19 protein-coding genes are annotated in these 24,343 nt (G+C 73.0%); 16 read left to right on the forward strand and 3 right to left on the reverse strand.

Annotation, left to right across the window (positions count from 1 at the left end):
- The first annotated feature begins 21 nt into the window (after positions 1-21).
- From ABTX78_RS22880 to cobI, 7 genes are all read left to right on the forward strand, one after another.
- Positions 22-987, forward strand: a complete 966-nt coding sequence (locus ABTX78_RS22880) for a cobalamin biosynthesis protein (protein ID WP_352208644.1) — start codon at positions 22-24, stop codon at positions 985-987.
- The gene (locus ABTX78_RS22885) at positions 984-2,501 is read left to right on the forward strand and encodes a cobyric acid synthase (RefSeq protein ID WP_352208645.1); all 1,518 of its coding nucleotides are present in this window, start codon (positions 984-986) and stop codon (positions 2,499-2,501) included. Before ABTX78_RS22880 ends, ABTX78_RS22885 begins: the two co-directional genes overlap by 4 nt.
- Positions 2,498-6,184, forward strand: coding sequence for a cobaltochelatase subunit CobN (gene cobN / locus ABTX78_RS22890; RefSeq protein WP_352208646.1), 3,687 nt, complete (start codon positions 2,498-2,500; stop codon positions 6,182-6,184). The genes ABTX78_RS22885 and cobN overlap by 4 nt, the downstream gene beginning before the upstream one ends.
- A 64-nt stretch (positions 6,185-6,248) precedes the next feature.
- Positions 6,249-8,285 (forward strand): putative cobaltochelatase, encoded by a 2,037-nt coding sequence (locus tag ABTX78_RS22895; protein ID WP_352208647.1) that lies wholly within the window; start codon positions 6,249-6,251, stop codon positions 8,283-8,285.
- Entirely contained in the window at positions 8,285-8,884 is a 600-nt protein-coding gene (gene cobO / locus ABTX78_RS22900; protein WP_352208648.1) for a cob(I)yrinic acid a,c-diamide adenosyltransferase, read from the forward strand. The genes ABTX78_RS22895 and cobO overlap by 1 nt, the downstream gene beginning before the upstream one ends.
- Complete coding sequence (locus tag ABTX78_RS22905; RefSeq protein ID WP_352208649.1) at positions 8,878-10,260, forward strand: cobyrinic acid a,c-diamide synthase CobB; 1,383 nt, start codon at positions 8,878-8,880, stop codon at positions 10,258-10,260. The genes cobO and ABTX78_RS22905 overlap by 7 nt, the downstream gene beginning before the upstream one ends.
- Positions 10,257-10,985 carry a precorrin-2 C(20)-methyltransferase gene (gene cobI, locus ABTX78_RS22910; protein ID WP_352208650.1) on the forward strand — a complete coding sequence of 243 codons (729 nt, stop codon included), beginning with the start codon at positions 10,257-10,259 and terminating at the stop codon, positions 10,983-10,985. The genes ABTX78_RS22905 and cobI overlap by 4 nt, the downstream gene beginning before the upstream one ends.
- Before the next feature lie 29 nt (positions 10,986-11,014).
- Here the strand turns inward: cobI and ABTX78_RS22915 are convergent, their stop codons facing one another.
- Complete coding sequence (locus ABTX78_RS22915) at positions 11,015-11,740, reverse strand: ZIP family metal transporter (protein ID WP_352208651.1); 726 nt, start codon at positions 11,738-11,740, stop codon at positions 11,015-11,017.
- A gap of 91 nt (positions 11,741-11,831) precedes the next feature.
- On the opposite strand from ABTX78_RS22915, the gene cobM reads away from it, so the two are divergent.
- From cobM to cobC, 6 genes are read left to right on the forward strand one after another with little or no spacing between them, the layout of a single operon-like run.
- The gene (cobM, locus tag ABTX78_RS22920; protein WP_352208652.1) at positions 11,832-12,653 is read left to right on the forward strand and encodes a precorrin-4 C(11)-methyltransferase; all 822 of its coding nucleotides are present in this window, start codon (positions 11,832-11,834) and stop codon (positions 12,651-12,653) included.
- Positions 12,650-13,906 (forward strand): precorrin-6y C5,15-methyltransferase (decarboxylating) subunit CbiE, encoded by a 1,257-nt coding sequence (gene cbiE / locus ABTX78_RS22925; RefSeq protein WP_352208653.1) that lies wholly within the window; start codon positions 12,650-12,652, stop codon positions 13,904-13,906. Before cobM ends, cbiE begins: the two co-directional genes overlap by 4 nt.
- On the forward strand, positions 13,903-15,594 hold the full coding sequence (cobJ, locus tag ABTX78_RS22930; protein ID WP_352208654.1) for a precorrin-3B C(17)-methyltransferase: 1,692 nt from the start codon (positions 13,903-13,905) through the stop codon (positions 15,592-15,594). The genes cbiE and cobJ overlap by 4 nt, the downstream gene beginning before the upstream one ends.
- A gap of 52 nt (positions 15,595-15,646) precedes the next feature.
- A complete protein-coding gene (locus tag ABTX78_RS22935) occupies positions 15,647-16,231 on the forward strand; it encodes a precorrin-8X methylmutase (RefSeq protein WP_352208655.1) in 585 nt (194 codons plus the stop codon).
- A complete protein-coding gene (locus tag ABTX78_RS22940) occupies positions 16,228-17,145 on the forward strand; it encodes a sirohydrochlorin chelatase (RefSeq protein ID WP_352208656.1) in 918 nt (305 codons plus the stop codon). The genes ABTX78_RS22935 and ABTX78_RS22940 overlap by 4 nt, the downstream gene beginning before the upstream one ends.
- Positions 17,129-18,187, forward strand: a complete 1,059-nt coding sequence (cobC, locus tag ABTX78_RS22945; protein ID WP_352208657.1) for an Rv2231c family histidinol phosphate aminotransferase CobC — start codon at positions 17,129-17,131, stop codon at positions 18,185-18,187. The genes ABTX78_RS22940 and cobC overlap by 17 nt, the downstream gene beginning before the upstream one ends.
- 208 nt (positions 18,188-18,395) lie before the next feature.
- Here cobC and ABTX78_RS22950 read toward each other — a convergent pair whose 3' ends face one another.
- Together ABTX78_RS22950 and ABTX78_RS22955 are read right to left on the reverse strand one after the other, a co-directional pair.
- A complete protein-coding gene (locus ABTX78_RS22950) occupies positions 18,396-19,334 on the reverse strand; it encodes an SCO1860 family LAETG-anchored protein (protein WP_352208658.1) in 939 nt (312 codons plus the stop codon).
- A gap of 494 nt (positions 19,335-19,828) precedes the next feature.
- Positions 19,829-20,914 carry an amidohydrolase family protein gene (locus ABTX78_RS22955; RefSeq protein ID WP_352208659.1) on the reverse strand — a complete coding sequence of 362 codons (1,086 nt, stop codon included), beginning with the start codon at positions 20,912-20,914 and terminating at the stop codon, positions 19,829-19,831.
- Positions 20,915-20,988: 74 nt separating this feature from the next.
- Here ABTX78_RS22955 and ABTX78_RS22960 point away from each other — a divergent pair, with 74 nt between their 5' ends.
- The 3 genes from ABTX78_RS22960 (at position 20,989) to ectB (ending at position 24,331) form a co-directional block, all read left to right on the forward strand.
- Positions 20,989-22,089 (forward strand): pyridoxal-phosphate-dependent aminotransferase family protein, encoded by a 1,101-nt coding sequence (locus tag ABTX78_RS22960; protein ID WP_352208660.1) that lies wholly within the window; start codon positions 20,989-20,991, stop codon positions 22,087-22,089.
- A gap of 413 nt (positions 22,090-22,502) precedes the next feature.
- Positions 22,503-23,039, forward strand: a complete 537-nt coding sequence (gene ectA, locus ABTX78_RS22965; protein ID WP_352208661.1) for a diaminobutyrate acetyltransferase — start codon at positions 22,503-22,505, stop codon at positions 23,037-23,039.
- Between the two features lie 23 nt (positions 23,040-23,062).
- Positions 23,063-24,331, forward strand: coding sequence for a diaminobutyrate--2-oxoglutarate transaminase (ectB, locus tag ABTX78_RS22970; RefSeq protein WP_327684907.1), 1,269 nt, complete (start codon positions 23,063-23,065; stop codon positions 24,329-24,331).
- Positions 24,332-24,343 lie beyond the last annotated feature (12 nt).

The raw sequence follows: 24,343 nt of genomic DNA on the forward strand, positions 1-24,343 counted from the left end.
GCGAGATCCCGGTCTGAACCCATGCGTGCCGACCGAGTGTTCGTGTACGGCTCCACCGCCGGCCTCGCCTGCGACCTGCTTCTCGGTGATCCCCGCCGGGGGCATCCGGTCGCGGCTTTCGGGCGGGCCGCGGAGGCCGTCGAGCGTGCGTTGTGGCGTGACCACCGCGGCCGGGGTGCGCTGCACACCCTGCTGTGCGCCGGGGGTGCGGCCGCCGCCGCGGCCCTCGTCGCACGCGGCGCACGGGGCAGTTCCGCCGCGTCCGTCGCCCTGACCGCGGCCGCCACCTGGTCGGTCGTCGGCGGGACGTCGCTCGGGCGCGAGGCCCGGGCCATCGGCGGGGCGCTCGCCGCCGGCGATGTGGAACTCGCCCGCGAACGGCTGCCGCATCTGTGCGGCCGCGATCCGCAGAGCCTGGACGAGCAGCAGATCGCGCGGGCCGTCGTCGAGTCCGTCGCCGAGAACACCTCCGACGCCGTGGTCGGCGCCCTGGTGTGGGGTGCGGTGGCGGGCGTGCCGGGCCTGGTGGGCTTCCGGGCGGTCAACACCCTGGACGCGATGGTCGGGCATCTCTCGTCCCGCTACCGGAAGTTCGGGTGGGCCTCGGCACGGCTGGACGACGTGGCCGGCTGGCCCGGTGCGCGGCTGACGGCCGGGCTCGCGGCGCTCACGGGTGCGGACGGCCGGGGGGCCGTACGTGCCTGGCGCGCCGACGCGGGCCGGCACCCCAGCCCCAACGCCGGGCCCGTGGAGGCCGCGTTCGCCGGGGCGCTCGGTGTCCGGCTCGGCGGAACGCTCTCGTACGGCGGACGGGTCGAACACCGGCCGGTCCTCAACGCCGAAGGGCGCGCCGTGGAGTTCGGCGACATCGAACGTGCCGTGCGGCTCTCCCGGCGCGTCGGCTTTCTGACGCTGGCGGTCTGCGCCGCGGGCCGCGTCACGGGTCACGCACTGCGCGCCCGGCGCGCACGAAGGAGGCGGGGATGACCGGGCGCAGAGGCGGCGGGCTGCTGGTCGCGGGCACCACGTCCGACGCGGGCAAGAGCGTCGTCACGGCCGGCATCTGCCGGTGGCTCGTACGCCAGGGCGTGAAGGTCGCCCCCTTCAAGGGGCAGAACATGTCCCTCAATTCGTTCGTGACACGTGAGGGCGCGGAGATCGGCCGAGCGCAGGCGATGCAGGCCCAGGCCGCGCGGGTGGAGCCGAGCGCCCTCATGAACCCGGTCCTGCTGAAGCCGGGCAGCGACCGCTCCAGCCAGGTCGTGCTGATGGGCAAGCCGGTCGGGGAACTCAGCGCCCGCGGCTACCACGGCGGCCGGCAGGAAGCCCTCCTCGGCACCGTCGTGGACTGCCTGGAGGAGCTGCGGGGCACGTATGAAGCCGTGATCTGCGAGGGGGCGGGCAGTCCGGCCGAGATCAATCTGCGGCGTACGGACATCGTGAACATGGGTGTCGCGCGGGCCGCGCGGCTTCCGGTGCTGGTGGTCGGGGACATCGACCGCGGCGGGGTGTTCGCCTCCTTCTTCGGTACGACGGCGCTGCTGAGCGCGGCCGACCAGGAGCTGATCGCGGGCTACCTGGTGAACAAGTTCCGCGGGGACGTGTCCCTGCTGGAGCCCGGCCTCGACATGCTGCACGGCCTCACCGGACGGCGGACGTACGGCGTTCTGCCCTATGCGCACGGGCTCGGCATCGACGAGGAGGACGGGCTGCGCGTCTCGCTGCGCGGCACGGTGCGGGAGTCGGTGCTCGCCCCGCCCGTCGGGGAGGACGTGCTGCGGGTCGCGGTCTGCGCCGTACCGCTGATGTCCAACTTCACCGACGTGGACGCGCTGGCGGCCGAACCGGGCGTCGTCGTGCGGTTCGTGGACCGCGCGGAGGAACTCGCCGACGCCGATCTGGTGATCGTGCCGGGCACCCGGGGCACGGTCAGGGCGCTCGACTGGCTCGTACAGCGGGGGCTCGCGGACGCCCTCGTACGGCGGGCCGCCGAGGGCCGGCCGGTGCTGGGCATCTGCGGCGGCTTCCAGATGCTCGCCGAGCACATCGACGACGAGGTCGAATCGCGGGCCGGAGCCGTCGACGGGCTCGGACTGCTGCCCGTCCGGGTGCGGTTCGCGGCCGAGAAGACCCTCGCCCGCCCGGTCGGTGAGGCACTGGGCGAGCCGGTCGAGGGCTACGAGATCCACCACGGCGTCGCCGACGTCCTCGGCGGCGAGGCCTTCCTGGACGGCTGCCGGGTCGGCGCGGTCTGGGGCACCCACTGGCACGGCTCGCTGGAGAGCGACGGCTTCCGCCGCGCGTTCCTGCGCGAGGTGGCCCGGACGGCGGGCCGCCGCTTCGTCCCCGCACCGGACACCTGCTTCGCCGCGCTGCGCGAGGAACAGCTCGACCGCCTCGGCGATCTGATCGAGGAACACACGGACACGGGTGCGCTGCTCCAGCTCATCGAGTCGGGCGCACCGGCAGGACTTCCCTTCATCCCACCTGGAGCGCCATGAGCACCGAGACCACCGTGCTGTTGCTGTCCACCGCCGACACGGATCTGCTGGCGGCCCGGGCCTCCGGGGCGCCGTACCGGATCGGGAACCCGACCCGTATCGACGTGGCCGAGGAGCTGCCCGCGCTGCTGGACGGCGTCTCCGTCGTCGTCGTACGCCTGCTGGGCGGCAGGCGCGCCTGGGAGGACGGGCTCGCGGCGCTCAAGGCGTCCGGCCTGCCGACCGTGCTGCTGGGCGGCGAGAGCGTGCCCGACGCCGAGTTGATGGCCGAGTCGACCGTGCACGCGGGGACGGTCGCGGAGGCTCTGCGCTATCTCGTCGAGGGCGGTCCCGCGAACCTCGTCCAGCTGGCCCGCTTCCTGACGGAGGACGTGCTGCCGGCCGGCCAGGGCCGCGCCACGGACACGCCGGGCAGGCACAGTGCCGAGCCGCGGAAGATGCCCGAGTGGGGTCTGCACGGCGACCGCGCCCACGTCGAGGGCAGGCCGACGGTCGGTGTGCTCTTCTACCGCGCCCACGAGCTGTCCGGGAACACCGGATTCGTCGACACGCTCTGCGACCGGATCGAGGCGCGCGGCGCCAACGCGCTGCCCGTCTACTGCGGTTCGCTGCGCGGAGCCGACGCGGAGCTGTACGAACTGCTCGGCCGCGCGGACGCCCTGATCGCGACCGTGCTCGCGGCCGGCGGCACGCGCGCCAGTGACGCCAGTGCGGGCGGGGACGACGAGGCCTGGGACATCGGGGCGCTCGCCGATCTCGACGTTCCCGTGCTCCAGGGACTGTGCCTGACCTCGTCCCGTGCCGCCTGGGAGGAGTCGGACGCGGCCCTGTCCCCGATGGACGCGGCGATGCAGGTGGCGATCCCCGAGTTCGACGGCCGGCTCATCACGGTGCCGTTCTCCTTCAAGGAGCAGGGGCCCGACGACGTACCGGTGTACGTGGCCGATCCCGAGCGGGCCGCGCGGGTCGCCGGAATCGCCGTGCGCCACGCGCGGCTGAAGCACAAGCCGAACGCCGAGAAGAAGCTCGCGGTCGTCTTCACCGCCTACCCGACGAAGCACTCCCGCGTCGGCAACGCCGTCGGACTGGACACGCCGGCGTCCGCGGTGCGCGTCCTGGACGCCCTGCGGGACGCGGGGTACCAGGTCGACGGCCACCCCGACGACGGCGACGAGCTGATCCACCGGCTCATCAACGCCGGTGGCCATGACGTGGAGTGGCTGACCGAGGAGCAACTGGCCGCCGCCCCGGCGCGGGTGCCGCTCGCGGACTACCGCGCCTGGTTCGACAAACTGGAGTCCTCGCTGCGCGCGAGCATGCTGGAGCACTGGGGCGAGCCGCCGGGCTCGCTCTACGTGGACGGCGACGAGATCGTGCTGGCGTCCCTGCAGTTCGGGAACGTCGTCGTGATGATCCAGCCGCCGCGCGGCTTCGGGGAGAACCCGATCGCGATCTACCACGACCCGGACATGCCGCCCTCGCACCACTACATGGCGGCCTACCGGTGGCTGGAGGAGTCGTTCGGCGCCGACGCGGTCGTGCACATGGGCAAGCACGGCACCATGGAGTGGCTGCCGGGCAAGGGGCTGGGACTGTCCGCGGGCTGCGGCCCCGACGCGGTGCTCGGTGAACTGCCGCTCGTCTACCCCTTCATCGTCAACGACCCCGGCGAGGGCACCCAGGCCAAGCGCCGTGGCCACGCGACCGTCGTGGACCATCTGGTGCCGCCGATGGCGCGCGCCGACACCTACGGCGACCTGGCCAAACTGGAGCAGCTGCTCGACGAGTACGCGCTCGTCAGCGATCTCGACCCGACGAAGGCACCGGCGGTACGGGCGCAGATCTGGACGCTGGTGAAGGCCGCCGAGCTGCACCACGACCTGCATGTCGACGAGCAGCCCGGCGACGACGACTTCGACTCGTTCGTCATGCACATCGACGGCTATCTCTGCGAGATCAAGGACGTCCAGATCCGCGACGGACTGCACATCCTGGGCGGCGGTCCCGAGGCGGAGGCGCGGGTCAACCTCGTTCTGGCCGTGCTGCGCGCCTCCCAGGTCTGGGGCGGCAACGCCAACGCGCTGCCGGGGCTGCGGGCCGCCCTCGCCGAGCACTTCGGACTGGTGGAGAAGGAGTTGCTGGGCGAGCCCGGCGCGCCGGTGAAGGTGCCCGTCGAACTCACCGAGCTGGTCGGGGGACCGGCGCGGACGGGCGCGGACGCGATCGACCTGCTGGAGCAGCTGTGCCGGCGGCTCGCGGAGGGCATGGAGGCGCGCGGCTGGGAGACGGCGGACGCCGCCGGGCTGGTGCGCGAGGTGCTGGGCACCGAACTGCCCGAGGCGGTCGCGGTGCTGGGGTTCGCCTGTACGGAGGTCGTACCGCGGCTCGCCCGGACGACGGACGAGATCGGCAACATCCTGCGGGCGCTGGACGGCGGATATGTCCCGGCGGGCCCGTCGGGCTCCCCGACGCGCGGCCTGGTCAACGTGTTGCCGACCGGACGGAACTTCTACTCGGTCGACCCCAAGGCCATCCCCTCGCGGCTGTCCTGGGAGGTCGGCCAGTCGCTCGCCGACTCGCTGGTCGCCCGCTATCTGACGGACACCGGCGGCTACCCGCGGTCCGTCGGCCTCACGGTCTGGGGCACCTCCGCGATGCGCACCCAGGGCGACGACATCGCCGAGATCCTCGCGCTGCTGGGCTGCCGCCCGGTGTGGGACGACGCTTCCCGCCGGGTGACCGGCTTCGACGTCGTACCGCTCGAGGAGCTGGGCCGGCCGCGCATCGACGTGACCGTGCGCATCTCCGGGTTCTTCCGGGACGCGTTCCCGCACGTGGTGGGGCTCATCGACGACGCGGTGCGGACGGTGGCCGAGCTCGACGAGCCGGCCGAGGCCAACTTCGTACGGGCGCACGCCGACGAGGACACGGCCGCCCACGGCGACCGGCGTCGGGCGACCGCTCGGATCTTCGGCTCCAAGCCGGGCGCGTACGGCGCGGGTCTGCTGCCGCTGATCGACGCGCGCAACTGGCGCAGCGACGCCGACCTGGCCGAGGTGTACGCGGTGTGGGGCGGTTACGCGTACGGGCGGGAGCTCGACGGCCGTGCCGCGCGCGGCGACATGGAGACCGCGTTCCGCCGGATCGCGGTCGCCGCGAAGAACGTCGACACCCGAGAGCACGACCTCGTCGACGCGGACGACTACTTCCAGTACCACGGCGGCATGGTGGCGATGGTGCGCCATCTGACGGGCACTTCGCCCGAGGCGTACGTCGGCGACTCGGCCACCCCGGATCAGGTGAAGACCCGGACGCTGGGCGAGGAGACGCACCGCGTCTTCCGGGCGCGGGTGGTCAACCCGCGCTGGATGGCCGCGATGCGGCGGCACGGCTACAAGGGCGCGTTCGAGATGGCCGCGACCGTGGACTACCTGTTCGGGTACGACGCCACGGCCGGGGTCGTCGACGACTGGATGTACGAGAAGTTGTCGGCGGAGTACGTCTTCGACCCGGAGAACCGGGAGTTCATGCAGAAGTCCAACCCCTGGGCGCTGCGCGGGATCTCGGAGCGGCTGCTGGAGGCGGCCGAGCGCGGACTGTGGGCGGAGCCGGACGCGGAGACGCTGGAGCGGTTGCGCGCGACATATCTGGAGCTCGAGGGCCAATTGGAGGGCGACGAGTGAACGGCTGCGCCACCGCCCCTGACACCGCGTCCGCGTCGAGGCCGAAGACCACCGAGGAGCCCGTATGAGTACCCCGTTCCCCTTCACCGCCGTGGTCGGGCAGGACGACCTACGCCTGGCGCTGCTGCTCAACGCGGTGTCCCCGCAGGTCGGCGGCGTGCTGGTGCGGGGCGAGAAGGGCACGGCCAAGTCCACCGCGGTACGCGCCCTGTCGGCCCTGATGCCCGAGGTGGACATCGTCGCCGGGTGCCGGTTCTCCTGCGACCCGGCGGCCCCCGACCCGGCCTGTCCGGACGGGCCGCACGAGGCGGGCGGTGCCGGCTCGCGGCCGGCCAGAATGGTCGAACTGCCCGTCGGGGCGTCCGAGGACCGGCTCGTCGGCGCGCTGGACATCGAGCGGGCGCTGGCCGAGGGCGTCAAGGCCTTCGAGCCCGGCCTCCTCGCGGACGCGCACCGCGGCATTCTGTACGTCGACGAAGTCAACCTGCTGCACGACCACTTGGTGGATCTGCTGCTGGACGCGGCGGCGATGGGTGCCTCGTACGTCGAGCGCGAGGGCGTCTCGGTGCGGCACGCCGCGCGCTTTTTGCTCGTCGGCACCATGAACCCCGAAGAGGGCGAGCTGCGGCCGCAGTTGCTGGACCGCTTCGGGCTCACGGTCGAGGTCGCCGCGTCGCGCGAGCCGGACCAGCGCGTCGAGGTGGTGCGGCGGCGCCTGGCGTACGACGACGATCCGGCCGGCTTCGCGGCCCGGTGGGCCGACGAGGAGACCTCGCTGCGGGCGCGGATCGTGGCCGCGCGGGCGCTCCTGCCCTCGGTGCGGCTCGGTGACGCGGCGCTGCGGCAGATCGCGGCCACCTGCGCGGCGTTCGAGGTGGACGGCATGCGCGCCGACATCGTGATGGCCCGCACGGCAACCGCGCTGGCCGCCTGGGCCGGGCGCACGGACGTCCTGTCGGAGGACGTCCGGCAGGCCGCTCTGCTGGCGCTCCCCCACCGGCGGCGGCGCAACCCGTTCGACGCGCCCGGCCTCGACGAGGACAAACTCGACGACACACTCCAGGAGTTCGGCGACGACGACCGCGGCGGGGCCGAGCCGGGCGAGGACGACGACCCCGACCCCGACCCGGACGGAGGCGGCGGTGGCCGCCCTCCGCAGGACGGGCCCGACGACGCGCCGTCGCCGGGGGACACGTCGGCACAGGACTCACCCGCACGCGAGGAGCAGGCCGAGGAGGGCCGTCCCCGGTCGGCGGGCGGCGGCGAGCAGCAGCCGGTTCGCGCCGGGGAACCGTTCCGTACCAAGGCGCTGAGCGTGCCGGGCATCGGCGAGGGCGCGGCGGGCCGCAGGTCGCGCGCCCGGACCGAGCACGGCCGTACGACCGGCGCCCGGCGGCCGCGTGGCGCGCTCACCAAGCTGCATCTGGCGGCGACCGTGCAGGCGGCGGCTCCACACCAGCGGGCACGCGGGCGCAGCGGCCGCGGTCTGGTGGTCCGCCGCGACGATCTGCGGCAGGCGACGCGGGAGGGACGCGAGGGCAACCTCGTGCTGTTCGTGGTCGACGCCTCGGGGTCGATGGCGGCGCGGCAGCGGATGACCGCGGTCAAGGGCGCGGTGCTCTCGCTGCTGCTGGACGCCTACCAGCGGCGGGACAAGGTCGGTCTGGTGACCTTCCGCGGCAAGGACGCGGAGGTGGCCCTGCCGCCGACCTCGTCGGTGGACGCGGCCGCCGCCCGGCTCGATCTGCTGCCGACGGGCGGCCGGACGCCGCTTGCGGCCGGACTGCTCAAGGCGCAGCACGTGCTGCGTGTGGAGCGGCTGCGCGATCCGTCGCGCCGGCCGCTGCTGGTCGTGGTGACCGACGGCCGGGCGACGGGCGGGGCCGAGCCGGTGGCGCTCGCCTCGCGGGCCGCGCGGCTGCACGCGGCCGAGGGGACGGCGGCGATCGTCGTCGACTGCGAGTCGGGTCCCGTGCGGCTCGGACTCGCAACCTCGCTCGCCGGTGACCTCGGCGGTACCGCCGTCACGCTCGACGAGCTGCGGGCCGACGCCATCGCCGGGCTCGTGAAGGACGTCCAGACCGCCAGGAGGGCCGCGTAATGCCGCAGGGACAGCCGTCCGTCGTACCGGACGACGGACTCACCACCCGCCAGCGCCGCAACCGTCCCCTCGTCGTCGTCCACACGGGCATCGGCAAGGGCAAGTCGACGGCCGCGTTCGGACTCGCGCTGCGCGCCTGGAACCAGGGCTGGCCCATCGGGGTGTTCCAGTTCGTCAAGTCGGCGAAGTGGAAGGTCGGCGAGGAGAACGCGCTGAAGGTGCTGGGGGCGTCCGGCGAGGGCGGCAGCGTGGACTGGCACAAGATGGGCGAGGGCTGGTCGTGGGTGCAGCGCGACAAGCAGCTCAACAACGAGGAGGCGGCGCGCGAGGGCTGGGAGCAGGTCAAGCGCGACCTGGCGTCCGAGACGTACCGGCTGTACGTCCTCGACGAGTTCGCCTACCCGATGCACTGGGGATGGGTGGACACCGACGAGGTGATCTCGGTGCTGCGGAACCGTCCCGGCGGTCAGCATGTGGTGATCACCGGACGCAACGCCCCCGCGGAACTGGTGGACTTCGCCGATCTGGTGACCGACATGTCCAAGGTGAAGCACCCGATGGACGCCGGTCAGAAGGGGCAGCGGGGCATCGAGTGGTAGCACGTCTCGTCGTCGCGGCCCCCTCGTCGGGCAGCGGCAAGACCACCGTCGCGACGGGCCTGATGGCGGCCCTCGCGGCGACGGGCCTCGCCGTGTCCGGACACAAGGTGGGCCCCGACTACATCGATCCGGGCTATCACGCGCTCGCGACGGGACGCCCGGGCCGCAATCTGGATGCGTACCTGTGCGGGCCGGAGCTGATGGCACCGCTGTTCGCGCACGGCGCGGCCGGGGCGGACGTCTCCGTGGTCGAGGGCGTGATGGGTCTGTACGACGGTGCCGCGGGCGCCGGGGAGCTGGCCTCGACGGCGCAGATCGCCAAGCTGCTGCGGGCGCCGGTGGTGCTGGTGGTCGACGCCTCCTCGCAGTCGCGGTCGGTGGCCGCGCTGGTGCACGGGTTCGTGAGCTGGGACCCGGAGGTGCGGATCGGGGGCGTGATCCTCAACAAGGTCGGCTCGGACCGGCACGAGGCGCTCCTGCGGGAGGCCGTCGAGGAGGCCGGGATGCCGGTGCTCGGCGTGCTGCGGCGGGCGGCTCCCGTGGAGACGCCGTCCCGGCATCTGGGTCTGGTGCCGGTGGCCGAGCGGCGGGGGGACGCGGTCGCCGCGGTCCGGGCGATGGCTGAACTGGTGCGCGCGGGCTGCGATCTGGAGAGCCTGTTGGCTCTGGCCCGCAGCGCGCCGGCGACGGTGTCGTCGCCGTGGAGCGCGGAGGAGGCCCGCGCCGGGCACGTTCCCCCCGCGCACGCGTCACCGACGGGCCCGGATACGGCCCGCCGCCCCGTCGTCGCGGTCGCGGGCGGTCCGGCCTTCACCTTCTCGTACGCCGAGCACGCCGAACTCCTCACCGCCGCCGGCGCCGACGTCGTCACCTTCGACCCGCTGCGGGACACACGGCTTCCCGAGGGGGCCGACGGGCTCGTCATCGGCGGCGGGTTCCCCGAGGTGTACGCGCCCGAGCTCAGCGCCAACGAGCCGCTGCGCCAGGCGGTCGGGGAACTGGCGCGCTCCGGTGCGCCCGTCGCCGCCGAGTGCGCCGGGCTGTTGTATCTCGCGCGCTCCCTGGACGGACAGAAGATGTGCGGTGTGCTGGACGCCGAGGCGCGGATGGGTGCGGCGCTGACCCTCGGGTACCGCGACGCCGTCGCCGTGAGCGACAGCTGTCTGGCCGTCGCCGGGACACGGCTGCGCGGGCACGAGTTCCACCGCACCGTCGTCGAACCGGGCGCCGGTTCCGCCGCCGCCTGGGGGATGCACCGGCCGGAGCGACGGCTCGAAGGATTCGTCCAGCAGGGCGTGCACGCGAGCTATCTGCACACGCACTGGGCCGCCGAGCCCGGGATCGCCCGTCGATTTATCGAGAGGTGTACACGATGAGCAGGCTGATCGGGGTCGGGGTCGGGCCCGGTGATCCGGAGTTGGTGACCGTCAAGGGCGTACGCGTCCTGCGGGAGGCCGATGTCGTTGTCGTGCCCGTCATGGAGACGGGCGAGCGGGGACGGGCCGAGGCGACCGTGCTGCACTACGTCGACGCCGCCAAGGTCGTGCGCATCGTCTTCGCGCTGAACGAGCGCACCGACCGGGCCCGGCGCGAGGCCGCGTGGGACGCGGCGGGGGCGCGGGTCGCCGAACTGCTGCGGGACGGCGGCAGCGTGGCGTTCGCGACGATCGGTGACCCCAACGTGTACTCGACGTTCACCTATCTCGCGCACACCATCGGCGAACTCGTTCCCGATACGGCCGTGGAGACCGTGCCCGGCATCACCGCGATGCAGGATCTGGCCGCCCGCAGCGGCGCGGTGCTGACCGAGGGCACCGAGCCGCTGACGCTGGTGCCGGTGACCGCGGGCGCCGCCGTGCTCAAGGACGCGCTGGACGGGCCGGGGACGGTCGTGGCGTACAAGTTCGGGCGACTCGCGGCGGAGGTGGCGACCGCGCTGCGGGAGACGGGCCGGACCGAGGGAGCGGTGTGGGGGTCGGCGCTCGGGCTGCCGGAGGAGTCGATCCGGCGGGCGTCCGAACTGACGGAGGGGCCGCTGCCGTATCTGTCGACCCTCATCGCCCCCGCCCCACGGGACGGCGCCCGGGGCGGCAAGTTGTGACCCCGCCACTGACGCCTGTCCGGGACTCGTCACTCGGCGATGCCCACCACCAGCCAGATGAAGCCGACCCCCGCGGCCGTGCACAGCAGGGTCGGCCTGGCCGGGTGGGTGTGGTGTGCCTCGGGGAGGATCTCGGCGGCGGCGAGATAGAGCAGGGCGCCGCCGAAGAACCCGAGATAGCTGCCGAGAAGTTCCATCGGAAGGGTGAACAGCAGGGTCGACGCCGCGCCGACGACGGGAGCGAGCGCGCCGGCGAAGAGCATCGCGACGGCCTTGGCCCTGGTGTTCCCGTACAGGCTGGTGATCGTGTACGTGTTGAAGCCGTCCGCGAAGTCGTGGGCGATGACGGCGAGCGCCACGGTGGTGCCCATCGCCCCGCCGACCTGGAACGCCGCGCCGATCGCGACACCGTCGAGCAGGCTGTGGCCCACCAGCGCCGCCGCGGCCGTCAGCCCCACCTGCGGGACCTTCTCCCGCTCGTCCGCCCCGTGCGCCGCCTGCCGGCTCGCCAGCAGACGTTCCACCAGGTGGGCCGTGAGGAAGCCGCCGACGAACAGCAGCAGCGCCTGCGGTACGCCGAACACCTCCTGCCCCGCCGCCTCCAGGGCCTCCGGGAGCAGGTCCAGGCCGACCACGCCGAGCATCAGCCCTCCGGCGAGGCCCAGCACGAGGTGGCGGCGGTCGGTGACGCGTTGCGCCGTCCACCCGCCGAACAGCGTCATCAGGAACGCGCCGAGCGCGACGAACACCGCCATGCGCCCTTGCTAGCGGATTGACCGCCTTCTTCGCACATCCCGGATTGCGATCCGTCGCAATCACCCGATTGACCCGAGAGGACCCCCGCTCATGGCCGATGCCGCCCTCCACGGCAAGGTGACCTTCGTCGGCGCCGGCCCCGGTGCCGCCGACCTGCTGACGTTCCGCGCCGCGCGTGCCATCGCCGACGCCGACATCGTGATCTGGGCGGCGAGCCTCGTACAGGCCGAGGTGCTCGACCACGCACGCGAGGGCGTCGAGATCCTCGATTCCGCGGCGCTGTCCCTGGAGGACGTCGTGGCCGTCTACCGGCGGGCGCACGACGAGGACCTGAAGGTCGCCCGTATCCACTCCGGCGACCCCGCCCTGTGGGGCGGTACCCAGGAACAGCTCGACCGCTGTGTGGAGCTGGGCATCGAGGTGGAGATCGTGCCGGGCGTCTCCTCGTTCTCGGCGGTCGCGGCGATCGCACAGCGCGAGCTGACGATCCCGGAGGTGGCGCAGTCCGTGATCCTGACGCGGCTCGGGGGCGGGAAGACGCCGATGCCGGAGGGCGAGGAGGTACGGGAGTTCGCCCGGCACGGCACGACGATGGCGCTGTTCCTGTCCGCGGCCCGTTCGGGCCAGTTGACGCAGGAGCTCCTGGAGGGCGGCTATCCGACGAGTACGCCCGTGGTGATCGCGTACCAGGCGACCTGGCCCGAGGAGCTGATCCTGCGCTGCACGCTCGGCACACTGGAGGAGACGGTCAAGGAGCACAAGCTCTGGAAGCACACGCTGTTCCTGGTCGGTCCGGCGCTCTCCGCCTCGGGGACCCGCTCGCACCTGTACCACCCGGGCCACTTCCACGGTTTCCGCAAGGCCGACCCCGCCGCCCGCAAGGCACTGCGCGCCCAGGGCGCCACCCCGTGATCACGGTCATCGGCACCGGGACCGGCACGCCGCCCTCCGTCCGGGACGCCGAGGCACTCGACGCGGCGACCCTGGTGGTGGGTGCGCGGCGGCATCTGGCGGCGGCCCGGGTGCCGGCCGCCGCCGAGCAGGTGGCGATGGGGCCGCTCGGGCCGGCGCTCGACGCGATCGAGAAGGCCCGGGCGGACGGTGCGGCGCGCGTCGTGGTGCTCGCCTCCGGTGACCCGGGGTTCTTCGGGATCGTCCGGGTGCTCGCCGAACGTTTCGGCGCGGACGCGCTGGACGTGCGGCCCGGCGCCGCGTCGGTGGCGGTCGCCTTCGCCCGGATCGGGCTGCCGTGGGACGACGCGGTCGTCGTCAGCGCACACGGCCGTGATCTGCGGACCGCGGTCAACGTGTGCCGTGCGCATCCCAAGACGGCGGTGCTGACCGGGCCGGGGGCGGGGGCGGCGGAGCTGGGTGCCGAGCTGGCGTACCGGTCCGCCGACCGTGTGCTCGTGGTGGCGTCGGCGCTCGGCGACCCGGAGCACGAGCGCGTCGAACGGCTCACCCCGGCGCAGGCCGCGGAGCGCGAGTGGGAGGCGGTGAGCGTGGTGCTGTGCCTGGACGAGAGCCGGTCGCTCGCCGCCGGTCAGCGCACCGTCGCCGGGCGGGACCTCGGGCCGTCCCGATGGGCACTGGACGAGAGCGCGTTCGCGCACCGCGACTCGATGATCACCAAGTTGGAGGTGCGGGCCCTCGCGCTGGCCCGGCTCGGGCCGCGTACCGGCGATCTCGTCTGGGACGTCGGCGCAGGCTCCGGCTCGGTGGCCGTGGAGTGCGCCCGGTTCGGCGCGGCGGTGGTGGCGGTGGAGAAGACCGCGGACGGCGTCGGACGGATCCGGGCCAACGCGGCCGCGCACGGCGTGGACGTCCGCGCGGTGCACGGGTCGGCGCCCACGGTGCTCTCCCAACTGCCGGACCCGGACGCCGTGTTCATCGGCGGTGGCGGTGCCGACCTGCCCTCCGTCGTCGCGGCCTCGGCCCGGCGAGCCCGCCGCACCGTCGTGGTCGCGCTGGCGGCGCTGGACCGGGTGCCCGCGGTGCGCGGCGCCCTGATCGCGGCTGGTTTCACCGCGGACGGCGTTCTGCTGAACTCGGCACGGCTGGCGCCGCTGCCGGGTGACGTGACGCGGCTGGCGGCCACGAATCCGGTCTTCCTGCTGTGGGGCGACCGCCCCGTACAAGCGCCTACCGAAGGAGCAGTTCAGTGATCGGCCTGATCTCCGCGACGGCGGCGGGCGCCGTCGCCCGCGACCGGCTCGCCGCCGCCTGGCCCGGCCGCACCCGGGTGTACGAAGGCCCGGTGCGCGACGCCGTGGAGCGCGCGTTCGCGGAGTGCGGGCAGTTGGTGTGCTTCCTCGCGACGGGCGCGGTGGTCCGGCTGGTCGCCCCGCTGCTCGCGGGCAAGACCGCGGATCCGGGCGTGGTGTGCGTCGACGAGGGGCAGCGGTACGCGGTGTCCCTGCTGGGCGGGCACGGCGGTGGCGCCAACGTGCTGGCGGAGCAGGTCGCGGATGTCCTCGGCTGCGAGCCGGTGGTGACGACCGCGACGGACGCGACGGGGGTGCCGGGCCTCGACACGCTCGGCTGGCCCGTGGAGGGCGCGGTGGCGTCCGTGACCCGGGCGGTGCTGGACGGCGACCCGGTGGAACTGCGGGCGGACGTGGTGTGGCCCCTGCCGTCGCTGCCCGCGCATGTGGGGCCCGCCGCCGGTGGCAGCGCGGTACTCCATGTCACGGACCGCGTCATCGACATCGGCGCCGGCGACGCGGTTCTGCGTCCGCCCTCACTGACCATCGGGGTCGGCGCGTCCTCCGGTGCGCCGGCGGACGAGATCGTCGGGTTGATCGAGGAGACACTGCGCGATGTCGGCCTGTCCGCGCTGAGCATCGGCGAACTGGCGACCGTGGACGCGAAGGCGTCGGAGCCGGGCATCGTGGCCGCCGCCGGGCACTTCGGCGTGCCGCTGGTGACCCACGCCGCCGAACGTCTCGCCGACATCGATGTGCCGAACCCGTCCGAGGCGCCCCTCGCCGCCGTGGGCACACCGTCGGTCGCGGAGGCCTCCGCGCTGGCGGGCGGCGGTCAACTCCTGGTGCCCAAGCGGAAGTCGAGCCCCGAAGGACGGGCCGCGATGGCGACCTGCGCGGTGGTCCGCAGGCGCCCGCGCGGCCGCCTCGCCGTGGTCGGACTCGGCCCCGGCGCCCGCGACCTGCTCACCCCGCGGGCTGCCGCCGAACTGCGGCGCGCCTCCGTGCTCGTCGGTCTCGACCAGTACGTCGACCAGATCCGCGACCTGCTGCGGCCCGGCACGCGCATCCTCGCGTCGGGGCTGGGCGCCGAGGAGGAACGGGCGCGCACCGCCGTCGCCGAGGCGTGCGCCGGTCATGCGGTCGCGCTCATCGGCAGCGGCGACGCGGGGGTGTACGCGATGGCCTCCCCGGCGCTCGCCGAGGCGTCGGACGACATCGACGTCGTCGGGGTGCCCGGGGTGACGGCGGCGCTGGCCGCGGCCTCGATCCTCGGCGCTCCGCTGGGCCACGACCATGTGTCGATCAGCCTCTCGGACCTGCACACGCCGTGGGAGGTCATCGAGCGGCGTGTGCGCGCGGCGGCCGAGGCGGACATCATCGTGACCTTCTACAACCCGCGCAGCCGGGGCCGGGACTGGCAGTTGCCGAAGGCACTGGCCATCCTCGCCGAGCACCGGGCGCCGGACACCCCGGTGGGCGTCGTGCGCAACGCGTCCCGGCCGGACGAATCCAGCCGCATGACGACCCTCGCCGGAGTGGATCCGGCGACGGTGGACATGATGACGGTCGTGACGGTCGGCAACACGGCCACCCGGGACATCGCGGGCCGCATGGTGACCCCCCGTGGCTACCGGTGGCAGTCATGACCCCGCGCACCGCCCCTTCCCCACGTCCCACGCCGCATCCCGGAGCCGCCCTGTGCACCGCGTCGTTCACCCCATCGAGCAGGAGTCGTTCCGGCGGCTGCGGGCGCGTCTGGACACGAGCGTCTTCCCGCCCCTGACCCGTGCCGTCGTGGAGCGCGTCGTCCACTCGGCCGCCGATCTGGACTACGCGGCCGATCTCGTCTGCGACGAGGCCTCGTTGACGGCGGCGCACGCCGCCCTGCACGCGGGCGCCCCCGTGGTGACCGATGTGGAAATGGTCGCCGCCGGGATCACCCGCCGCAAGACCGTCTGCCGGCTGAGGGACGCCACCGCCGGTCCCGGGCTCACCCGCTCCGCCCACGCCGTACGCCTCGCGTACGAGCAGGTCGGCCCGGGCGCCGTCTGGGTCGTCGGGTGCGCTCCCACCGCCCTGGAGGAACTACTGGTGCTCGACGCCGAGCCGGCGCTCGTCATCGGTCTGCCCGTCGGCTTCGTCGGAGCCGTCGAATCCAAGGCCGCGCTGCGCGAGAGCGGGCTGCCGGCCGTGAGCAATGTGTCCGAGAAAGGCGGCAGCGCCGTCGCCGCGGCGGCGCTGAACGCCCTGCTGTACCACCCCCACACCGAGGAGAACGCGTGACCACCCCGCCCGCACTGCTGATCGCCGGCCACGGCACCCGTGACGAAGCGGGGGCCGAGGCATTCCGGGACTTCGTACGGGAGCTGGGCCGCCGGCACCCCGAACTCCCCGTCGCCGGCGGCTTCATCGAGCTGTCCCCGCCGCCGCTCGGCGAAGCCGTCACCGAACTGGTGGAGCGGGGCGTGAAACGCTTCGCGGCGGTGCCGCTCATGCTGGTGTCCGCCGGGCACGCCAAGGGCGACATCCCGGCCGCGCTGGCCCGTGAGAAGGAGCGGCACCCCGGCATCTCGTACACCTACGGGCGTCCCCTCGGCCCGCATCCGTCGCTGCTGCGGGTGCTGGAGCGGCGGCTCGACGAGGCGCTCGGCGGTACCTCCCGCACCCCGGGCGACCGCGCCGACGTCACCGTGCTGCTGGTGGGCCGGGGTTCGACCGACCCGGACGCCAACGCCGAGGTGCTGAAGGCGGCCCGGCTGTTGTGGGAGGGCCGTGGTTACGCCGGCGTGGAGACGGCCTTCGTCTCGCTCGCCGCGCCCGACGTGCCGAGCGGGCTCGACCGGTGTGTGCTGCTGGGCGCGCGCCGCATCGTCGTGCTGCCGTACTTCCTGTTCACCGGAATCCTGCCGGAGCGGGTGCGCGCGCAGACGCAGGGCTGGGCGGAGGCGCACCCGGATGTGGAGGTGTTCTCGGCCGATGTCGTGGGCCCCACGGAGGAGTTGCTCGACCTGGTGATGGAGCGCTACCGCGAGGCGGTCGCCGGAGACATCCGGATGAACTGCGACACCTGCGTGTACCGCGTCGCGCTGCCGGGGTTCGAGGACAAGGTGGCGATGCCGCAGCAGCCGCACTTCCATCCGGACGACGACGGACATCACCACGGCCATCACCACAGCAGCCATGCACACGCACACTGACGGACACGATCTGCGTCACCACGGTGACGCGGAGGTGCGGGACGCGGCGTCGGGTCTGACCGATCTCGCGGTCAATGTGCGGACGGGCACTCCGCCGCCGTGGCTGCGCGAGCGCATAGCCGGTTCGCTGACGGGCCTCGCGGCCTACCCGGACGGGCGGTCCGCTCGCGCCGCCGTGGCCGCCCGGCACGGTCTTCCGGTGGAGCGGGTGCTGCTGACGGCGGGCGCGGCCGAGGCATTCGTGCTGCTGGCCCGCGCCCTGACGCTGCGTCATCCGCTGGTGGTGCATCCGCAGTTCACCGAGCCCGAGGCGGCGCTGCGGGACGCGGGCCACCAAGTTGTGCGACTGCTGCTGCGGGAGCAGGACGGCTTCCGGCTCGATCCCCCCGCGGTTCCGGACGCGGCCGATCTGGTGATGGTCGGCAATCCGACCAATCCCACGTCCGTCCTCCATCCGGCTGTCGCCGTCGAGCGGCTGGCCCGTCCGGGCCGGCTGCTGGTGGTGGACGAGGCGTTCATGGACGCCGTGCCGGACGAGTCCGAGAGCCTGGCGGACCGTACGGACGTCCCCGGGCTGGTCGTGCTGCGCAGCCTCACCAAGACCTGGGGGCTCGCGGGCCTGCGGATCGGCTATGTGCTGGCCGATCCGGGGACGATCGCGACGCTGGAGCGGGCACAGCCGCTGTGGCCGGTGTCGACGCCGGCCCTGGCGGCGGCGGAGGCGTGCATGAGTCCGGCGGCGCTGAAGGAGGCGGCGCAGGCGGCCACGCTGATCGCCGTGGAGCGCGCCCATCTGCTGGCGGGACTGGCGGAGTTCGACGAGGTACGGGTGGTGGAGGCGGCCGAGGCCCCCTTCGTCCTCGTCCATGTGCGTCGCGGCGCCGAGGTCCGCGAGCAGCTGCGCAGGCTGGGCTTCGCGGCCCGGCGGGGCGACACGTTCCCCGGGCTCGGGCCCGGCTGGCTGCGGCTCGCGGTGCGGGACAGGACGACGACCAACCGTTTTCTCCAGGCGCTGGACCAGGCGTTGACGATGGTCGGGTAGGGGGATGGCCGGCCAGGGGCCCGGGGTCCCCCCGGGCCCCGGATCCCTCCTTCCCCGTCCCCGGATCCGCTCCCCCGGGCCCGCGCTCCCCCCCGCCCCCCGGGCCGCACTTCCCCCGCCCCCGGGTCCGCGCTCCCCCGGCGCCGCCCCCCGGCTCGCTGTCGCGGCCCGTCCGTCCGCCCCCGGCTGGCTGTCGCGGGCGCTCCGGTCAGCCGCGCGCGCGGCTGCGGGCGACGACGACCGCGGCGCCGCCGAGCCCCAGCAGAAGCGCCGAACCGCCCGCGAGGTAGATCGTGGTGGCGCTGCCGCCGGTCTCGGCGAGGTTCTCCTGCGGGGCCTGCGTGGGCTCACCACCGGACTGCGCCTGGACGCCGGTGGTCGGCTCCTCCGTGGGCGCCTTCGAGGGCTCCTCCTTCTCCGGCTCCCGGGCCGTGGGCGTTTCGCAGGTCGCCTCGGCCAGGGTGACGGAACCGTTGACCTCCGCGACGTTCAGCTTGAGTGGGTTCACCGCGATCTCGAGTTCGAGGGCGGTGGCCGCCGCCGTACGGGACGTGACGCGGGTCGAGGAGAGTTCGAGCGTGACCTCGCCGACCCCGGGCACCTCGATCAGCGTCGGACCGCCTGCCGTGAGCGTGACCTTCTTGCCGAGCACCCGCACATGCCCGAGAAGGTTCGACTCGGCCACCGGCTTGCGGCCCGTCTCGCACACCGCCTTCGAGGTGACCTGCTGGATCTCGATGAGGGACAGCAGCGGCAGGCCGGGGACATGCACCTTGGCACGCGCCAGTGAGGTGTACCCCTCGGCCTTCTTGCGGTCGGCGGTGGCCTTCGCGGTGGCGACGTCAGCGCGCAGCACCTGGAAGGGCCTGCCGCCGTCGACCCCGTCCAACTCGACCGTGAGCGCGGTCTTGTCGGCACCGGCCGGGGCCTGTACTTCGTTGAGGGAGGCGCGGAGCGGGACATTGACGGTCTTGTTGAGCAGGGACACGTCGAGGCCGGTACGGAGCACGACCGCACTCGCCCGTCCCTCGCCGCCGCCGGTGGCGTGCGCCGGACCGGCCAGGGCGGCCGGCACGGCCATCAGCGCGACCGCGGCCGTGGCGGCCGCGCAGCGGCGTGCGGGCATGCGGAAGGCGTTGCTGTTCACGGTGGTGGAACCCCCACAGGAGACACGGCGTCGCCCGCCGCCCACGGGGACACGTGGGCGGCGGCGACCGAGACACCGGAATCTTTACGCACGGAGAGTGAACTGACAGACACCTGGCGTCGGTTCACCCCAAAGGGGGGTTTCCGTGACTGCATTCGATTCTTGATGCACGCACGTTCCCCCGACGCGCCGTGGACACCCCCGCCAGGGAGGTGCGCCGGTCCACCCGGGGTCGCGGACGGGTCGCGCACGGAAGTGCTTCAACGAACGGCCGGGGCGCCGGGTCACGCTCGGTCAACACGGTGACGCGGGCGCGGTCAACACGTTGGCGGGCCCGGTCGACACGGTGACGCGGGGCGCCGGCACGGTGACGCGGGCCTGGCGGCCCGGAGACGACGGCACGGGTCAGCTTGCGGTGTCCGTGCCGGTCTCTGTGTCCGTGCCGGAGTCGCGGTCCGGGACCGGCTCGGGGCGGCTGCGTGACGTGGGTGCCGTCAGCCGACGACCTGCCCGTTCAGGACCACCCGCCGCGGTGCCGCCAGCGCCCGCACGTCCGCCCGCGGATCCGTGCCGTACACGACGAGGTCCGCCGGAGCGCCCTCCTGGAGGGCAGGCCGGCCCAGCCACTCGCGTGCGCCCCACGCGGTCGCCGAGAGGGCCTCCACGGGCGGGATACCGGCCCGTACGAGCTCGGCCACCTCCGCCGCCACCAGGCCGTGGGCCAGCGAACCGCCCGCGTCCGTACCGACGAAGACCGGAACGCCCGCGTCGTACGCCGCGCGCACGGTGTCGTAGCGGCGCTCGTACAGCCGCCGCATATGGGCCGACCAGACGGGGAACCTGGACTCGCCGCCGGCCGCGAGCGCCGGGAACGTGGCGATGTTGACCAGGGTCGGGACGATGGCCACGCCGCGCTCCGCGAACAGCGGGATGGTGTCCTCGGTGAGTCCGGTCGCGTGCTCGATGCAGTCGATGCCGGCCTCGACCAGGTCACGCAGCGCGTCCTCGGCGAAGCAGTGCGCGGTGACCCGCGCGCCCAGTCGGTGCGCCTCGGCGATGGCGGCCTCGACGGCGCCGCGCGGCCAGCAGGCGGTCAGGTCGCCCGCCTCCCGGTCGATCCAGTCGCCGACGAGCTTGACCCAGCCGTCGCCGCGACGGGCCTCGGCGCCGACGTAGGCCACCAGGTCCTCGGGCTCGATCTCGTGGGCGAAGTTGCGGATGTAGCGGCGGGTGCGGGCGATGTGCCGGCCCGCCCTGATGATCTTCGGCAGATCGTCGCGGTCGTCGATCCAGCGGGTGTCGGAGGGGGATCCGGCGTCCCGGATGAGCAGCGTGCCCGCCTCACGGTCGGTGAGCGCCTGCTTCTCACTGGTCGCCTCGTCCACCGCGCCGTGGTGGTCCAGCCCGACGTGGCAGTGCGCGTCGACGAGGCCCGGGAGCACCCACCCCTCGACGGTCGTCGTCTCCCCGGACGGCCGGTCGTAGCTGACGCGTCCGTCGACGACCCACAGCTCGTCGCGGACGTCCTCCGGGCCGACGAGCACCCGCCCCTTCACATGCAGCGTCACGTGATCCCTCATGCCCAGCACTGTACGAGGGCGTGGGTAGGCTCGGCCGGGAGGACCGTGAACACCGCGACGAAGAAGGCACCACCGTGACGCACCCCCTGCTCGACCTGGCCCCGCTCACCGCCGCGCAGTTCGCCGGCATCGAACGGAGGGTCGCCGCGCTGCTCGGCACCGAGCAGGATGTGGTGATCATGCAGGGCGAGGCCCTGCTCCCGCTGGAGGGGTGCATCCGCGGTGCCGCGCGTCCGGGTTCCACCGCGCTGAACGTGGTGACCGGGCCGTACGGACAGACCTTCGGGAACTGGCTGCGGGACTGCGGCGCCCAGGTCGTCGACCTCGAGATCCCCTTCCACACGTCGGTCACCGCGGACCAGGTGGAGCAGGCGCTGTCCGCGCACCCGGAGATCGACTTCGTCTCGCTGGTGCACGCCGAGGCAGCCACGGGCAACACCAACCCCGTCGCCCCGATCGGTGAGGTCGTCCGCGCCCACGGTGCGCTCTTCATGCTCGACGCTGTGGCGTCGGTGGCGGCCGAGCCGCTGCTGCCGGACGCCTGGGGCGTGGATCTGTGCGTGATCGGCGCCCAGAAGGCGATGGGCGGCCCCGCCGGGGTCTCGGCGGTGTCGGTGAGCGAGCGCGCCTGGGAGCGGATTTCGGCCAATCCCGCGGCGCCGAGGCGCTCGTACCTCTCCCTGCTGGACTGGAAGGAGCGGTGGATCGACGGCGGCCGCAGCGCACTTCTGCACGCTCCCGCCCAGTTGGAGATGCTGGCGCTGGAGGCCTGTGTGGAGCGCATCGAGACGGAGGGTCTCGACGCGGTGACAGCCCGCCACGCCTCGGCGGCGACGGCCACCCGCGCGGGTGTCACGGCTCTCGGCGGCGGCCTCGAACCGTATGTGCACGAGGCGAGGGACGCTGCCCCGGTGGCGACGACCCTGCGCACCCCGCCCGGCGTGGACGCCGCCGAGCTGGTGGCCGGGGCGCTGGCCGCCGACCCCTCCCTGCCGCTGATCGCCGGTGGCGGCGCGCTGTCCAAGGAGATGATCCGGGTCAATCACTACGGCGTGGACGCCACCCGTGGCGTGGTGCAGTCCTCCCTCGCCGCGCTGGGTGCCGCGCTCGCGGAGACCGGCGTGCGGGCGGACCTGGAGGCCGCTCGCCGCGCGGTCACCGAAGCCTGGCGCTGAGGCCACGGGGCCCGGCGCCGGGATCCTGCCCCGGGGTCGGGCCCGCCTTTCCTGGAATTCTTCCGGAGAGTGAACGGCATTTCTCACAGCGTCAAAGTCCGCGCCAATAAAGCAATTCTAAGAATTCTTTTACCACTGGCAGCTTCCCGACTTCTCCTGCCCCCGTTGGACGACCCTAAACGTCCAGGATCCATCAAGAATCCGATGGGTGATTCGTGTGCATCTCGAAGTCGTTACGGACGTGTGACCGACCCCACAAAGCGCCCGATTCGCCGCCTATCTACCGGGCATATCGCCTCATATCGCCCCCTGCGCGCCCTAAGGCTCACGCACGCGCGATAACACATGAGGAGACTCCAGCCAACCCCTCGCGACAATGCATTTTTTGAATTTGCTCGGTAAATTGCATCGACATGACCGCCGCACAAGAAGACCTTGTACGAGCCACTTCCCCGAGCGAATTCACGGAGATCGACACCCCACGAGTGGAGGACGGAGCCGCGATCTGGCGCATTGCCCGCGACTCCGAGGTCCTGGACCTCAACTCCTCGTACAGCTACCTGCTGTGGTGTCGCGACTTCGCGGCCACATCTCTGGTGGCGCGTGACGCGAGCGGCGAGCCGATCGCCTTCGTCACCGGCTACGCCCGCCCCGACCGCCCCGAGACCCTGGTCGTCTGGCAGGTCGCCGTCGACCGGGAGCACCAGGGGCAGGGACTCGCCGGTGTGCTGCTGGACGCGCTGACCGTCAAGGTCACCGGCGACCGCGGCGTGACGCAGATCGAGACGACCATCACGCCGGACAACACGGCGTCCGACCGGTTGTTCACCTCCTACGCCAAGCGCCACGGCGCACGGCTCGAACGCGAAGTCCTCTTCGACGGCGATCTGTTCCCCGAGGGAACCCATCTGCCGGAAGTTCTGTACCGCATCGGCCCCATCTCCGCCTGATCCCCCCACTTCTGGAGACTGCTGTGACCATCACCCCGCCCGCCCTGAGTGTCTTCGAGACCCTGGAGTCGGAGGTGCGCAGCTACTGCCGCGGTTGGCCCGCAGTGTTCGACCGTGCGCAGGGCAGCTACCTCCACGACGAGGACGGCCACACCTACCTGGACTTCTTCGCCGGAGCCGGCTCGCTCAACTACGGACACAACAACCCGGTGCTGAAACGCGCGCTGATCGACTACATCGAGCGTGACGGCATCACCCACGGCCTGGACATGGCGACGGTGGCCAAACGGGCCTTCCTGGAGTCGTTCCAGAACGTGATCCTTCGGCCGCGCGATCTGCCGTACAAGGTCATGTTCCCCGGCCCGACGGGCACCAACGCCGTCGAGGCTGCCCTGAAACTGGCCCGTAAGGTCAAGGGCCGCGAGTCGGTCGTCTCGTTCACCAACGCCTTCCACGGCATGTCGCTCGGCTCCCTGGCCGTCACCGGCAACGCCTTCAAGCGGGCCGGCGCCGGCATTCCGCTGGTGCACGGCACGCCGATGCCGTTCGACAACTACTTCGACGGCCAGGTCCCCGACTTCCTGTGGTTCGAGCGGCTGCTGGAGGACCAGGGCTCCGGGCTCAACAAGCCGGCCGCCGTGATCGTCGAGACCGTGCAGGGCGAGGGCGGCATCAATGTCGCCCGGGCCGAGTGGCTGCGCGCGCTCCAGGACCTGTGCCACCGCCAGGACATGCTGCTGATCGTCGACGACATCCAGATGGGCTGCGGCCGTACCGGCGGCTTCTTCTCCTTCGAGGAGGCCGGCATCACCCCGGACATCGTGACGCTGTCGAAGTCGATCAGCGGCTACGGACTGCCCATGTCGCTCTGCCTGTTCAAGCCGGAGCTGGATGTCTGGGAGCCCGGCGAGCACAACGGCACCTTCCGCGGCAACAACCCCGCGTTCGTCACCGCCGCCGCCGCGCTCGACACCTACTGGGCCGACGGCCAGATGGAGAAGCAGACCCTCGCCCGCGGTGAGCAGGTCGAGCAGGCGCTGCTGGCCATCGTCGCCGAGAGCGGCGACACCGGGCTCAGCTTCCGTGGACGCGGACTGGTCTGGGGCCTGGAGTTCACCGACAAGCCGCGCGCATCGGCCGTCTGCGCCCGCGCGTTCGAGCTGGGGCTGCTGCTGGAGACCTCCGGCCCGGAGAGCGAGGTGGTCAAGCTGCTTCCCGCGCTCACCGTCACGCCCGACGAGCTCGACGAGGGCCTGCGCATCCTGGCCCGCGCGGTCCGCGAGACCGCCTGACACCCGTACCTG

The sequence above is a fragment of the Streptomyces sp. NPDC096193 genome, from assembly GCF_040302905.1.
Taxonomy (GTDB): domain Bacteria; phylum Actinomycetota; class Actinomycetes; order Streptomycetales; family Streptomycetaceae; genus Streptomyces.

What these genes read in the sequence shown, in the direction of transcription:
- ABTX78_RS22880 (WP_352208644.1), top strand. Translation starts at nt 22, where the DNA reads ATGCGTGCCGACCGAGTGTTCGTGTACGGCTCCACCGCCGGCCTCGCC.
- ABTX78_RS22885 (WP_352208645.1), top strand. Translation starts at nt 984, where the DNA reads ATGACCGGGCGCAGAGGCGGCGGGCTGCTGGTCGCGGGCACCACGTCC.
- cobN (WP_352208646.1), top strand. Translation starts at nt 2,498, where the DNA reads ATGAGCACCGAGACCACCGTGCTGTTGCTGTCCACCGCCGACACGGAT.
- ABTX78_RS22895 (WP_352208647.1), top strand. Translation starts at nt 6,249, where the DNA reads ATGAGTACCCCGTTCCCCTTCACCGCCGTGGTCGGGCAGGACGACCTA.
- cobO (WP_352208648.1), top strand. Translation starts at nt 8,285, where the DNA reads ATGCCGCAGGGACAGCCGTCCGTCGTACCGGACGACGGACTCACCACC.
- cobI (WP_352208650.1), top strand. Translation starts at nt 10,257, where the DNA reads ATGAGCAGGCTGATCGGGGTCGGGGTCGGGCCCGGTGATCCGGAGTTG.
- ABTX78_RS22915 (WP_352208651.1), bottom strand. Translation starts at nt 11,740, where the DNA reads ATGGCGGTGTTCGTCGCGCTCGGCGCGTTCCTGATGACGCTGTTCGGC.
- cobM (WP_352208652.1), top strand. Translation starts at nt 11,832, where the DNA reads ATGGCCGATGCCGCCCTCCACGGCAAGGTGACCTTCGTCGGCGCCGGC.
- cobC (WP_352208657.1), top strand. Translation starts at nt 17,129, where the DNA reads ATGCACACGCACACTGACGGACACGATCTGCGTCACCACGGTGACGCG.
- ABTX78_RS22955 (WP_352208659.1), bottom strand. Translation starts at nt 20,914, where the DNA reads ATGAGGGATCACGTGACGCTGCATGTGAAGGGGCGGGTGCTCGTCGGC.
- ectA (WP_352208661.1), top strand. Translation starts at nt 22,503, where the DNA reads ATGACCGCCGCACAAGAAGACCTTGTACGAGCCACTTCCCCGAGCGAA.